The organism is Streptomyces sp. 4F14 (genome assembly GCF_048159485.1).
Lineage (GTDB): Bacteria > Actinomycetota > Actinomycetes > Streptomycetales > Streptomycetaceae > Streptomyces.
Genome location: NZ_JBLRVY010000007.1, coordinates 384,608 through 396,749 on the forward strand (window position 1 = coordinate 384,608; position 12,142 = coordinate 396,749).

Here is a 12,142-nt window from a genome sequence, read left to right on the forward strand (position 1 = left end):
GTGAAAGGGAGGTGGGCCGTGGAGGTCGCTGGCATCGTGGCGTTGGTACTCCTACTGCTGGTCCCGAGTTTGAGCAAGCTCTTGGACAGCGTGGCGTACCGGATCCGGGCGCGAGGCAAGGCCGAAATCATCCGCGCCGAGCGTGACAGCGAGTCCCTGGCGGGCGCGCCGTCCGGCGAGGAGAAGCGAGCAAAGCGCGAGAAGGGCAGAACGCGGTGACTCAGCCGGAGGCGGTGACCGCCGATTCGCTGGCGCACGTGTTTGCGCAGTACCAGGGCGAGTTGACGCGTAAGGCTGGCACACTTCTCGGTGCCGCTGGTGTGCCGAATTCGGTGGCGGATGCCGACGACATCGTCAGCAGCGCTTTCGCCACGGCACTGCGGAACCCGGGCGCTGTGCGGCAGCCGCGCGCCTACCTGCACAAGTTGATCCGCACTGAGGTCGTGCACCTGGCTACGCGCCTTGGGGAGCACCGCCGCCTGGACGAGAAGCGAGATGCTGATCCGCTGTGCCGACTGGCCCCGGATGTCGCTGACTTCAGCGCGCTGGTTGACAACCGGGACGCGGTATACCGGGCGGCTCAGGGCCTGTCGAACCCGCAGCGCACCGCGGTGTGGGCTACCCATGCCCTGGGCTACACCCGGGCCGAGGCAGCCGTCCTGATGGACAAGCATCCTGGCACGGTTGCGCGGCATTGCTCGCGCGCCCTGATCCTGCTGCGTGCTGCGATTGCCACCGTCATCGCGGGCATTCTGACCTCTATCAGCCTCGCGGTCGGCGGCGTGCTCCAGCGCACGGCGCCCGCAGGCGACCCGCACAGACGCCCGGCACTGCCGTCGATGCCGGAGTGGCTGATGTGGCCAACATGGCCGAGGTTGGAGGTGCTCCCGGCGTTCCTCCTGATCCTCTACGGTGTGAGCTGGCTGGTCGTGGCTGTTCGCGTGCGTAGCCGCCAACGGGTGCCAGCCCGCCTCCGCCAGCCTCAACCAGTAGCTCCCGTGGGCCCACCGGCAGCCCGTGGGTAGTGGTGACGTTATCCACTAGACAACGTCGCCATACCCTGACGGGCCGTCAGTAGCTGTTGCGCCGACCACGCCGCCATACCCAGAGCACTCCGATAGCGGCGATCCCGAGGGCTTCGAACGCGGCGTTCGTGCCGCCCGGGGCGCTGGAGATCTTTGACGCGGCGAGGAGTCCGGAGGTGATGAGGAGGTATGGCAGGAGGAAGAGGACGGTGCGGCCGAGACGAATGGGGTTCATGAGTCAAGTATCCGTTTTTGTCGGCTAGTTGGCCAGCATGATGGCCTGTGCTCGTCGGCTGATTGCCCGTACTGCTGATTCACGCTCGGGGAACGAGATCTCCCCGAGGAACGCGATCATGTATGGGGCGGATTCCTCCGCTTCGGCGGGTGGAAGCTGTATCCAGCAGCCCAGTGCGTTGCCGACGGCGCGAACGGTGGTGCTGTGCCTGGGGCCGAGGTGGAGGTGCCATGCTCGGGCCATGAAGATCCAGATCTGAAGGCAGCGTCGGACGTCGTGGTCGAGCCATGCGATGTCGCCGCGTACGAGGCCGGTGGCCAGGGTGTAGAGGTGGCTGGGGTCGAATTCCGAGGACAGTTCGGCGAGCAGCTTGTCGGCGTCGAGGGCGGCCTGGGTGAAGAGGTTCTTGTTGGCGGTTGTGCAGATGGCCATCAGCCGGGTGCGGTAGGGCTCGGGGAGCGGTTCGTACGGTCGCGCGGGTGGTACGGGGTCCACGAAGTGCTGCGGAGGTGCCGTGGGGGCGGCTCGCGGTGGGCCCGGTGAGTGGGGAGCCGGGTGGCTGGTGCCGTCGGTGTTGACTTGGACGGAGGTTGTGTACTGGGCCTGCTCGTCGTGGATGACGGCGTGGACCGGTGTTTCCAGCGCGGCGGCCTCCAGGTGGAGGTGCGCCAGGACCGCTTCGTTGAGTGACGCGCCGGGCGGCGGAGCGAAATACTCCTCGCCGATGAAGCAGATCCCGTCGGGTGTGATCCGGACCTGCACCGTGTCCGGAGACGTGCCTTCACTCACTGCTGGTTCACCTTCTTGTCCGGGAGGAGAGGGAGGGTGCTGATGCCGCCGGCGCTCGGGAAACTCGGCTCGGCCCAACCGCGATAGCGCAGGCGCCAGGTGCCGTCGGTGAGTTCTTTGCGTGAGACGATGGCGATCTTGCCCTGGCGGCGGTAGTCGTCCTTGATGTCGTTGCTGGCCACCTGGTCGCGGCCCAGGTAGAGGGCGACGTGTCCCGCGTCGCTGCCCGTGTCGTAGAACAGCAGTGCCCCTGCGGGCGGTGACATGTCGCCAGGGTGCGCGAGGCCGGCGTCCACGAGCCGGTTCCAGTGCACATTGGCTGTGGCCGACCCGGAGGAGCCCCAGCCGTACGCCTGGGCCACGAAGTTGTCACAGAGGTGGTACCAGCCGGTTTCGCCGACTTCGTTGCGGGCGCTCGCGATGGCCTGGGCGGCGGTGCGCGGGTTCTTGGATTTAAAGGTGGCCCTGGGGTCTTCGCCGCCGGACGCGGCGGGGTCGTCGCAGCCTGCACCGATCGAGGTGACGGCGTGGGTTCCCCAGGTCTTGGCGACGAGCGTACCGGCTGCGGACTCCCACTTGGCGTACTCGTCGCGATGCTGCTCGGCGGGGCGCTGGACCGTGGCGGCGACTTTGGTGAGGGACTTCTGCTGCCAGTTGCCGACCTTGACGAGCCGGTCGTAGAACGTGCCGGCCGCGTGGACGGGGTCGGTGAGTTCTCTGACCGTGCCCCAGCCCTGTGAGGGTCTCTGCTGGAAGAGGCCCACGCTGTCGGCGTCGCCGTGCCGCAGGTTGTCGAGGGTGCTCTCCTGCATGGCGACGGCCACGGCGATTACCGCGGCGCGCGGCGCCAGGTTCCTGGTGCGGGCGACGTCAGTGATGGTGGCGGCGTTGCGTACCTGACGGGTCGTCCAGGTGGCATTGTTCTGCTCGCCCTCCGGGCGCAGAGGAACCGTCACCTGCGGGCGTTCGGTTTCTTGTATGCCGTCGAACAGGGGTTTCTTCCCCTCCGGACCGGCCCCGCTCTCCCCGTTCCCGACCGGCTGAAGGCCGTTCTGGCAGGTGTTGACGTTGGCCTGGACGGTGGCCCCGCCGATCATGAGGACGCAGAGCGAGAGCACTGAGACACCGGCAGCCGTGACGCCGACGGCGGCCTTGCCGAGCCCTTTCATCCCCGCCCCACAATCATAAACATATGTTAATGACTAAAGGTCAGTGAACCTCATGTCCGGCGGAAGAGCCAGTGGTTCTCGGTGTTCCGTCGGGGCTCCGGATCCCTCGCGGCGCGTCGGAAGTGCCCGTCGGGTGTCGCCCGAACGGTGGTGTCCGGAGGTGCTCCCGCCTCGCCGGCGGCGGTCGACTGAATGCTCTACAGGCTATTTGAACTGTGGATATGTGAAGTGCGGGCGGGCTGGCTCGACCCCTCGACTTTCACCCGCCGGGTCACTCGTTCCCCGCTACGGGACCTGCGTGTGGTGTCGGAGGGTGGGTGCTTCCGTGTCTGTCAAAACATAAACGCTTGTTGTCAAGTTTACGTGTATGTACCTTTCGACATTATGGCTCAGGTCCGGATTGAGCTTCATGTCGAGAGCGGGAGGGGGTCGGGGATGCCTGTTGCGCAACACTTTGTGCTACTTGCGGCGAGTGGTGACATCGGCTCTCTCGTCAACGGCTTGTCTCCGGACTGGGGCCCGTTCGGGAAACTGGGAGCGACCGGACGGACGGTGATCCAGATCCTCATGGCGGGCGTCGTCCTGGTCCTGCTGGGGCGCGCGCTCCTCGGCGCCGTGAACATGAAGATCGGCGAGGGGCAGCAGGACTACGCCCAGGTGAGCAAGGGCAAGAAAGAACTCGCGGGCAGCATCGTCGGTGTGTTCATCGTCGCCTCGATCGGGACGATTTTCACGATCGTGTACGGGATGGGCATCTGATGGCCCGCCCGGAGCCCCGCAGTAAGGGCACCCGAGTGCTGGTCGGTGAGACGCCGGCCGAACCTCAGCGCGGCAGGCCCTGGTGGCGGGGGATGGCCGTCACCGGTGTGGTCTTCCTCGTGCTGGTCTTCCTCGCGCTGGTCCTGGGCATCTCCGGAAACGGACGCTCCGGGGGGAACGGCTCGTCAGGCGGCCGGGAACGGACCGCACCGCAGGAGAGGGTCACTGCGGGCGGGGACGCCGGGAGCACCGTGAAGAAACTGGTCGACGGTGTCCCGGTCGGCTATGTCCGCAATCAGGCGGGCGCCGTCCAGGCCGCGGTGAACTACCAGGTGGCCCGGTCCGCCGCCGTGTACTTCACCGACACAACGGCCCGGCACGCGACGCTCGCCGCGATGATGACCCGTGAAGCTCTGGAGCGCCAGACGCGCAACGACGACAACGCGATGCGCCAGGTCCTCGCCGCGCTGGGCGTCACGAGCGGCAACAGGGATCAACTGGTCGCGCGCGGTGCGGCGATGGGCACCCGGGTCACCACATACACCGACCAGGTGGCCACCGTCGATGTGTGGATGACCGGCCTGATCGGTGTCACGGACACCAATGCACCGCTGCCCGTGTCCGCGTCGTGGACGACCTACACGCTGACCCTGCAGTGGCAGTCCCGTGACTGGAAGCTGTCCGCGGTCACGTCGGTCGACGGCCCGACTCCTCTGGACACGGGCAGCGACAGCCCCACCGGCGTCGACGAGTTCCGCACGGCAGATCGGGAGTTCAATGCGCCCCCGTATGTCGGCTGAGACCCAGTACCGGGTGCGTACCCGGCTCGTCTGGATGGCGGGTCTGACCGCCACGCTCACCCTCATGCTCGCCCCCCAGGCCCGGGCGAACGACTTCTCCGACTGGTCATGCGCCAACATCCCGTTCGCGGACCGGGTCTGCAAGGTCGTCGAGAAGACGAACCAGGCCATCGCGTTCGGGGTCGACCCGCTGGGGTACATCGCTCAGTTCTTCAACAACGCCGTGACGAGCCTTTTCACCCAGATGATGAAGGCTCTCGGGTCCACCACGCGGGTCGACTGGCAGGATCCCGGCTTCCTGCGGACGTACACGATGAGTTTCGCCGCCTCCACGGTGCTGACGGTGATCCTGTGGCTGATCGGCGTGGCCAAGAGAGCGATCCAGGGCGTGCACCCGGTGCAGGCCCTCGGGGAGGCGGTCGGTTTCCTGCTCATGGCGGTGATGGTCTCGGCCTTCGCGCCGCTGGCGGTCGCCTACACCGTGCGGCTCTTCGACGAGGCGGCGGAGGCGATGTTCAAGCCGGTGGCCGGGGATGCCGCCGACATGGTGGTGACGGTGACGACCGCGATGCTCGGGCTGATGGCGATCCCCGGCGGTGCCGTGATCGTGATCTTCTTCAGCCTGGCGCTGCTGGGCGCGGTGGCCGGTGTGTGGCTGGAGCTCGTCGTCCGCAACGCCCTGATCCTGTGCGGGCTGGTGTTCGGCCCGACCGTTTATTCCGGCCTGGTGGACCGTGATCTGTGGGGGCACACCAAACGCTGGTGCGGGGTGATGCTGGCGGTGATCGCCTCGAAGTACGTGACGTTCACCGTCCTGGCGCTGGCGACGGGCATGCTGGCATCCGACAGCCCCGAGCCGAGCCTGGCGCAGTCCTTCGCGACCGTGTTCACCGCGATGGCGCTGCTGTTCCTCGCCACCTACATGCCCTTCCAGCTCTCGAAGTTCCTCCCCGCGTTCGGTGACGAACTGCGTGACATGTACGCCGCTCGCGACGATCTCAAGGGCCGGGCGAAGAACGCCGGGAGCCAGGTGGGCGACTCCTACGGCGAACTGAAGTCACGTATGGGCGGCGACGGGGGCAGCCGCGGTGGGTCCGGCGGCGGGGGAGAGGCCGATGCCGCCGACGGCGACGCCTTGAGCGGTGGAGCGGCCGAGTCGGGAGCGGCCGAAGGGGCTGCTGCTGCGACCGGAGTGGGGGCGGCGGCCGTGGCGGTGAAGAAGGGGGTCGACAAGGCCAAGGACGAAGCCGGGGCCGCGGTCGAACGCGGCGTCGACGGGGCGAGCGCAGGGATGGACGCCGACGGCTCTCCGGCTGCCTCGCCGCCGGGCGAAGCACCCGACGGCGGCGGCCACCCTCCGGGCGTAGACCTGCCGGGCGTCCGGAGTTCCCCTGACGCCCCGCCGGCGGGCGAGGCGACGGCCGGCCCGCAGCCGCCGGATCCGGACGTCCCGACGTCCTGGCCGCCGAGGGAGCCCCCGGATCTCCCGCCACCGCCCCCACCGGCCGACGAAATGCGCTGATACCTGTCCCGACGCACGCCCAGGAGCAGTTGTGGCCCGTACCTTCACCTACCCGCGGCCGAGGCCGCGCGGCCTGCTCGGACGCAGGCTCGAAGCCGATGAACAGCTGGTCCTGGGGGCCGGCCTTGTCGGCGGACTCGTCACCGCCTGGATACTCGGCGGCATCCTGCTGAAGATCATCGGTTTCCTGCTGATCGCGGGCACCTGCGCCTGGGCCACTCTGGCGCCGTACAGGGGGCGCACCTACGTCCGCTGGTTCGAGATCAGCCGTACCTACAGGAAACTGCTGCGGGACGGCTCGCTGCTGTACAGGTCACGGACGCCGCACGCGGGCCGGTACGCCGACGGCCGCCGCGTGCCGGTCGATGTCCCGGCCGGCGTTCCCCGGAACATGCAGTGGATCAGTGCGCGGACCGCGTTCGGCGAGATCGCGATCGTCCTCCAGCCGGACGAGCAGACGTTCACGGCAGCCGTCGAGGTCGAGGGACAGCGCGATTTCGGCAGCCTCGACCTCGACGACAAGGAAGCGCTGATCCGGGCCTACGAGCACCTGCTGAAGATCACCGCCGACGGTGGCGGGAGGATCCGCCGCCTCCAGTGGATCAGCAGAGTCATCCCCACCGACCCCAACGCCCATGCCCGGGACGCGGCCGAACGCCGCGACGACAGCAGCCCGGCGTGGCTGCACCAGTCCTACGACGACCTGATCCGCCGTGTCGCGGTCACCGCGGAGGACAGGCGGCTGCTCCTCGTGGTGGGCATCCCCTACACCCCCGATCTGGTCGCCGAGGCCCGCCGCTACAACACCCTCCACGAGGGCTACGCGGTCACGCTCGGACAGGAGATCGAGAGCTTCATCCGGAGCCTGGGACGCGGACAACTGCGCCACGTCCGCAACCTCGACGAATCCGGGCTCGCCTCCTACCTGCACCACGCCTACGACCCCGGCCACTGGATCGACGACACCACCGGCATGGACCGGGCCACCTGCTGGCCCGCCGTCCTCGACGCCCGCAACAAGCAGTACATGGCCTCCCGCAGCTGGGAGACCACTGAGGACGCCTGGTACTCGAAGACGGCCTGGATCAAGGAACTTCCCGTCCTCCCGGCCGGCATCAACTTCCTCGCACCCGTCCTGCTCTACCTCCAGGACATTATCCTGTCGGTGTCCGTGGTCATGGACCTCGTCAGCACGGACCAGGCGATCACCGACGCCATGGCGGACGCCACGAACGAACTGGGCCAGGCCGACAGGAAGGCCGGACGGATCGAGGACCCGCGGGAACAGAAAGCCCAGAGCGCCTCGATCGGCACCATGCGTGACATCGCCGACGGGGCGGCGGGCGTACGGCTCGCCGCCTGGATCACCGTCACGTCACCCACCCCCGACGCCCTGCGCCGTGACGCCGACACCGTCCGGGCCGGCGCCACCCGCGCCGGACTGCGCCTGGAGTGGTGCGACACCGAGCACCACCGTGCCTTCGCCAACACCCTGCCCTTCACCGCCGGACTGCTGAAGGAAGGGCGGCGCTGATGCTGGAGATGCTGCGGCGCCAGACACAGACCCGGCGACGGGCCGTCCGCTCGACCACCAGCCATGCCTGTGGCCTCTACCCCGCGATCGGCGGGGCCGGCATGGACCCCCGCGGCGTGATCATCGGCCGGGAGGCGTACAGCGGCAAGGCGTACATCTACGACCCCTTCATCCTCTACAACCCGCAGGCCCGCATCCGCCTCGCCAGCGGGCACGCGCTGATCCTCGGCAAATCCGGCTACGGCAAATCCGCGCTGGAGAAGACCTACGTCCTGCGCCAACTGCGCTTCCGCGACCGCCATTTCGCGGTTCTCGACGCGCAGGGCGAGGACGGCACCGGCGAATGGGACGGCATCGCACGGCAGGTGGGCATCACACCGGTCCGGCTCGTCTACGGTGCGGGCGCAGCCGGCCACGGCGTACGGATCAACCCGCTCGACGAGCGGATCCCCGCCGAGCACCAGTTCAAAGTGCTCGTGTCGATGATGGAGATCCTCGCCGGCGCCCTCACCTCGCAGACCAAGTTCGCCCTGGCTGAGGCCCACCGGACGGCCGCCGCCGCAGCCCGCGGACAGCAGCGTGCGGCGGTCCTCTCTGACGTCCTGGACGCGCTCACTGCCCCGGGGCCGGCCCTGCTCGGACAGCAGCCGGTCACCCCGCAGGAACTGATGGAGTGGGGCCAGCCGGCCGCGCTGGCCCTGGACTCGCTGTGCAACCCCAGCCGTGACCTGGCGGGCATGTTCGACGGCCCGACGACCCAGGGGATCGACCTGGACGCCCGGCTGATCGTCTTCGACCTGACGAAACTACCGCGCGAGGGCGAGGCCATGCCGCTGCTGATGGCGGTCATCGGACCCTGGCTGCGGTTCGGATGGATCAAGCCCGACGACCGCATCAAACGGACCCTCATCGTCGAGGAAGCCTGGCACGTCCTCTCCCACCGCCCGGTGGCACGCCTGTTCGAGGAACTGGTCCGCTACGGCAGACGCCTGGGCCTGTCCTTCTGGGCGGTGCTGCACCACCTCGGAGACCTGCTCCTGGAAGAGGCCCCGGAGGCGGCGGCCATCCTGAAACTCACCGCGACCCGGGTCCTATACCACATGGATCGGGACGAGGCCGAGGCCACCGCCGACTACCTGGGCCTGACCGACTGGGCGCGCAAGGCCCTCGCGGACGGCTCCAACGTGTGCGCGCCGGGACGGGCCATCTGGCAGGTGGGCTCACGGATCAACCTGGTCGAACATATCCGCACCCCGCTGGAGATCCGCCTGACGGACACCAACCTCCGGATGGCGGAAGTCTCTGTGGGTCGGCGGGACGCGGCGGCTGCACCGATGATACGTCTCCACAAGGGGGCGGCGACATGATGCCGAGAGCCGCCGCTCCGAGGACGGCGGCCCGCCTGCGTGTGGGCCGCGATGTCCTGTGGATCGTCCCGCTGGCCGCGGGGTTCGTCCTCACCGTGCTGGTGTGGCTGACCGCGTTCCTGTCCGGCATCCCGGCCCGCGGGCGTCCGGCGTCCGTCGGCTGGGACTTTGAGGGCCGCACCACCGTCGCCGTCCTGCACCATCCCCAGGATCCCGCAGCGGCCTGGCCGCCGGGCGCGGGTGTGGGCGGCCCGTTCGTGTTCTGGCCCACCTTCCTCCTCGTGCTCGCAGCGGCGGTCTGGGGGACATGGAGGACGTACCGGTGGTGGAAGCACCGGGGCGCCGACGGCGCCGACGGGATGGCCACCCGGGCGCAGCTGGAGAAGGCCATGGGCGAGAAGCAGGCCCTGTCCCGTGCCGGGTCCCTGCGCCCCGCGCTCGCCGGAGGCGACAAGGCGGTCACCATCCGGGATGTCGCTGTCCACATCGGCAGCGCCGACCCCTCGGAGATCCGTCTGTGGATCGTCATCGAGGAGTCGGTGATCATGGTGGCGCCGCCCCGCGAGGGAAAGACGTCGCAGATCATCCTCCCGGAGATCCTCGAATTCCGTGGAACGGTCCTCGCCACCAGCAGCAAGACGGACGTCCTCTACGACACCGCGCTTCTGCGGGAGGAACACGGCCCGGTCTGGGTCCTGGACCCTACGGGGCTGTCCGGCTGGCCCAACCAACTGCGCTGGCCGCTGACCGCGGGATGCGAGGAGTACCAGGTCGCGCGCAAGCGCGCCGAGACCCTCGCGGCCACCACCAAGAGCGAAGAGGGGACGAAGAACGGGGGCTATTTCGTGCTCAACGCGAAAACCCTCATCACCTGCTGGCTGCACGCCGCGGCCCTGCACGGGCGCCCGGTTCTCGACGTGCTCGCCTGGGCGACGGACCCGGACAACCGCGAGGCTGTCGACCTTCTGGCGGCGAAGGGCAAGCACCTGCTCGCCGCCGCGCTCGCCGGCCAGCACGCGGCGGCCGTGGAGGAACGGTCCGCCACCTGGAGAACCGCGGAGCAGAGTTTCATCGCGCTCTACGACGAGAACGTCGCCGCGATCTTCGCCCCCGAGGCGGACGCGGAGGTCTTCGACATCGAAACGTATCTCCGGCAGTCCGGAACGCTGTACCTGATCGGTGAGGAAGAAGAAGGCTCAGCGCTGGCCCCGTTGAACGCGGCCTTCGCCAAAGCCATGTTCGACACGGCCAAGAGGATCGCCGCCCGCAGTCCCAACGGGCGCCTTCCGGTTCCGCTCGGCTGTTTCATGGACGAGATCGCGAATGTGGCGCCTCTGCCGGAGATACCGAGCCTGATGAGCGTCAGCGGCTCGCAGAACATCTTCATCATGGCCGTCCTCCAGAGCTATGCCCAGGCCGAGGAACGCTGGGGCGCCCTGGGCGTACGGAAGATGATGGCGAGCGGCACCGTGAAGATCTTCCTGGGCGGGATCAGCGATCCCGAGGAACTGAAGGCGTACAGCGCGCTCGCGGGCGAATTCGACGAGGACGTGGCGACCGTCTCCGACGACGGGGACCGGGTGTCGGTGTCGACGTCCGTCCGCCGCCGGGCCGTCGTGGAGCCGGCCGCGATCAGGATGATCCCGGAACGCGGCGGGATGGTGTTCCATCGCCGGACCCCCGCCACCCTCGTGAAGTTCGTTCGCGCACATGAAGGACCGCGCGCGCAGGAGATCAAGGACGCCGCCCGCAGGGCGCACGAGATGGTCGACGCCCGCGTCCCCCTGGGGAAACCGGGAGGCGGCGATGGCTAGCGGTTTCGAGGACATCTTCGCCGAACTCACCAACATCAACGCCGAACAGGTGCTGCTCAGCGAGCGCGTCAAACTCCTGGAGGAGCAGTTCTCCGACGGCGGCCCCGGCGGCGGGGACGCGGATGCAGAGAAACAGCGTCCCGCCGGCGAGCCGGTGCGGTGGCACGAACTCGACCCCGGGCAACACGCAGAGCTCTGGCCGCAGTTCGTGGCCTGGGTGATCTGGGCGGCCGACCGCTACGAGTTGACCACCGATCAGCTGCCGCGCCAGTGCTGGTGGAAACACGGCGCGGTCGTCGAGGAACTCACCGCCCTGTGGACCTCGCACGAGTCGGCGTACGCGAGCGGGGAGGACGGCGGATCAGCCCCCTACCTGTGGCAGGACGCCGTGGCCCGCGCCCTGGAACGCATGGGCCGGTTCTGGCTCGGCGCCTGCCGCAACGGCCAGCACAAGCAACGGCACCGCGACGCCCACTGGGGCGGCGACGCGGACTATCTCGCCCTGCTCCTGGCGGCCGAAGGACCCGACCCCGACGGACGCCCTTGCGATGACGAGTGATCAGACTGAGGAGACAACGATGGCCATGAACCGGTACGGCGTGGAAGCCCGCACCTACTGGAGGCGGTGGCTGCCGAAGCGCTACACCGCACTGCCCGACCCGGTCGCCTTCTTCACCCACCTCGGCGAGCAGGTCGAGCAACAGGTGGGCGACCTGTGGGACCAGCTCGTGCTCAAGGACGAAGCCCCCGACGGCGAATCGCACGAGCAGCGTGTCGGGCGGCTGGGCCTTCTCAAAGCCCAGGCGGAGCACGAGGTCCTCTCCGAGGTCGTGCGGCTGACCCCCGAGTCCGGTACCAACCACGCCGACGAGGACGAGGGACTGGAGAGCGACGCGCAGTTCCAGGCCCGCAAGCGCCGCACCGAGGCACGCACCGAGTGGCTGAGCGCCACCGCTGACGCGCTCATCGACGGCACCACCACGCTCCACGACCTCGACGACGAGCAACTGCGACAGGTCCTGGACTACATGACGCCGTCCTTCCTGCGCCTGTTCGGCACCTCCGTCGAGGACCTGCGCACCCGGGGGCGCGACGTGTAGCGGACCACCTCGCCCCGAACACCCGACG

General features: G+C 68.6%; 13 protein-coding genes. 10 read left to right on the forward strand and 3 right to left on the reverse strand.

Annotated features, from left to right (window positions below; genetic code table 11):
• Positions 1-18 precede the first annotated feature (18 nt).
• Both ACLZOT_RS15170 and ACLZOT_RS15175 read left to right on the forward strand, forming a co-directional pair.
• A complete protein-coding gene (locus tag ACLZOT_RS15170; protein ID WP_416969386.1) occupies positions 19-219 on the forward strand; it encodes a hypothetical protein in 201 nt (66 codons plus the stop codon).
• Positions 216-1,025: an RNA polymerase sigma factor gene (locus ACLZOT_RS15175; protein WP_416969387.1), complete on the forward strand. Its 810-nt coding sequence runs from the start codon at positions 216-218 to the stop codon at positions 1,023-1,025. The genes ACLZOT_RS15170 and ACLZOT_RS15175 overlap by 4 nt, the downstream gene beginning before the upstream one ends.
• A 46-nt stretch (positions 1,026-1,071) precedes the next feature.
• Here the strand turns inward: ACLZOT_RS15175 and ACLZOT_RS15180 are convergent, their stop codons facing one another.
• Genes ACLZOT_RS15180 through ACLZOT_RS15190 form a run of 3 tightly spaced genes read right to left on the reverse strand, consistent with a single transcriptional unit; the run spans position 1,072 to position 3,218 of the window.
• The gene (locus tag ACLZOT_RS15180) at positions 1,072-1,260 is read right to left on the reverse strand and encodes a hypothetical protein (protein WP_416969388.1); all 189 of its coding nucleotides are present in this window, start codon (positions 1,258-1,260) and stop codon (positions 1,072-1,074) included.
• Positions 1,261-1,284: 24 nt separating this feature from the next.
• Complete coding sequence (locus ACLZOT_RS15185; RefSeq protein WP_416969389.1) at positions 1,285-2,049, reverse strand: hypothetical protein; 765 nt, start codon at positions 2,047-2,049, stop codon at positions 1,285-1,287.
• Positions 2,046-3,218: a peptidase M23 gene (locus ACLZOT_RS15190; protein WP_416969390.1), complete on the reverse strand. Its 1,173-nt coding sequence runs from the start codon at positions 3,216-3,218 to the stop codon at positions 2,046-2,048. The genes ACLZOT_RS15185 and ACLZOT_RS15190 overlap by 4 nt, the downstream gene beginning before the upstream one ends.
• 552 nt (positions 3,219-3,770) lie before the next feature.
• Here ACLZOT_RS15190 and ACLZOT_RS15195 point away from each other — a divergent pair.
• Genes ACLZOT_RS15195 through ACLZOT_RS15230 form a run of 8 tightly spaced genes read left to right on the forward strand, consistent with a single transcriptional unit; the run spans position 3,771 to position 12,114 of the window.
• A complete protein-coding gene (locus ACLZOT_RS15195; protein WP_416969391.1) occupies positions 3,771-3,977 on the forward strand; it encodes a hypothetical protein in 207 nt (68 codons plus the stop codon).
• Complete coding sequence (locus tag ACLZOT_RS15200) at positions 3,977-4,777, forward strand: hypothetical protein (RefSeq protein ID WP_416969392.1); 801 nt, start codon at positions 3,977-3,979, stop codon at positions 4,775-4,777. Before ACLZOT_RS15195 ends, ACLZOT_RS15200 begins: the two co-directional genes overlap by 1 nt.
• Positions 4,767-6,299 (forward strand): hypothetical protein, encoded by a 1,533-nt coding sequence (locus tag ACLZOT_RS15205; protein WP_416969393.1) that lies wholly within the window; start codon positions 4,767-4,769, stop codon positions 6,297-6,299. Before ACLZOT_RS15200 ends, ACLZOT_RS15205 begins: the two co-directional genes overlap by 11 nt.
• Positions 6,300-6,330: 31 nt before the next feature.
• Complete coding sequence (locus ACLZOT_RS15210) at positions 6,331-7,833, forward strand: SCO6880 family protein (protein WP_416969394.1); 1,503 nt, start codon at positions 6,331-6,333, stop codon at positions 7,831-7,833.
• Complete coding sequence (locus tag ACLZOT_RS15215) at positions 7,833-9,200, forward strand: ATP/GTP-binding protein (RefSeq protein ID WP_416969395.1); 1,368 nt, start codon at positions 7,833-7,835, stop codon at positions 9,198-9,200. The genes ACLZOT_RS15210 and ACLZOT_RS15215 overlap by 1 nt, the downstream gene beginning before the upstream one ends.
• Positions 9,197-11,014 carry a type IV secretory system conjugative DNA transfer family protein gene (locus ACLZOT_RS15220; RefSeq protein ID WP_416969396.1) on the forward strand — a complete coding sequence of 606 codons (1,818 nt, stop codon included), beginning with the start codon at positions 9,197-9,199 and terminating at the stop codon, positions 11,012-11,014. The genes ACLZOT_RS15215 and ACLZOT_RS15220 overlap by 4 nt, the downstream gene beginning before the upstream one ends.
• Positions 11,007-11,573, forward strand: a complete 567-nt coding sequence (locus ACLZOT_RS15225) for a hypothetical protein (protein ID WP_416969397.1) — start codon at positions 11,007-11,009, stop codon at positions 11,571-11,573. Before ACLZOT_RS15220 ends, ACLZOT_RS15225 begins: the two co-directional genes overlap by 8 nt.
• A gap of 19 nt (positions 11,574-11,592) precedes the next feature.
• Positions 11,593-12,114 (forward strand): hypothetical protein, encoded by a 522-nt coding sequence (locus ACLZOT_RS15230; protein WP_416969398.1) that lies wholly within the window; start codon positions 11,593-11,595, stop codon positions 12,112-12,114.
• Positions 12,115-12,142 lie beyond the last annotated feature (28 nt).

What these genes read in the sequence shown, in the direction of transcription:
- ACLZOT_RS15200 (WP_416969392.1), top strand. Translation starts at nt 3,977, where the DNA reads ATGGCCCGCCCGGAGCCCCGCAGTAAGGGCACCCGAGTGCTGGTCGGT.
- ACLZOT_RS15180 (WP_416969388.1), bottom strand. Translation starts at nt 1,260, where the DNA reads ATGAACCCCATTCGTCTCGGCCGCACCGTCCTCTTCCTCCTGCCATAC.
- ACLZOT_RS15190 (WP_416969390.1), bottom strand. Translation starts at nt 3,218, where the DNA reads ATGAAAGGGCTCGGCAAGGCCGCCGTCGGCGTCACGGCTGCCGGTGTC.
- ACLZOT_RS15205 (WP_416969393.1), top strand. Translation starts at nt 4,767, where the DNA reads ATGTCGGCTGAGACCCAGTACCGGGTGCGTACCCGGCTCGTCTGGATG.
- ACLZOT_RS15215 (WP_416969395.1), top strand. Translation starts at nt 7,833, where the DNA reads ATGCTGGAGATGCTGCGGCGCCAGACACAGACCCGGCGACGGGCCGTC.
- ACLZOT_RS15230 (WP_416969398.1), top strand. Translation starts at nt 11,593, where the DNA reads ATGGCCATGAACCGGTACGGCGTGGAAGCCCGCACCTACTGGAGGCGG.
- ACLZOT_RS15220 (WP_416969396.1), top strand. Translation starts at nt 9,197, where the DNA reads ATGATGCCGAGAGCCGCCGCTCCGAGGACGGCGGCCCGCCTGCGTGTG.
- ACLZOT_RS15225 (WP_416969397.1), top strand. Translation starts at nt 11,007, where the DNA reads ATGGCTAGCGGTTTCGAGGACATCTTCGCCGAACTCACCAACATCAAC.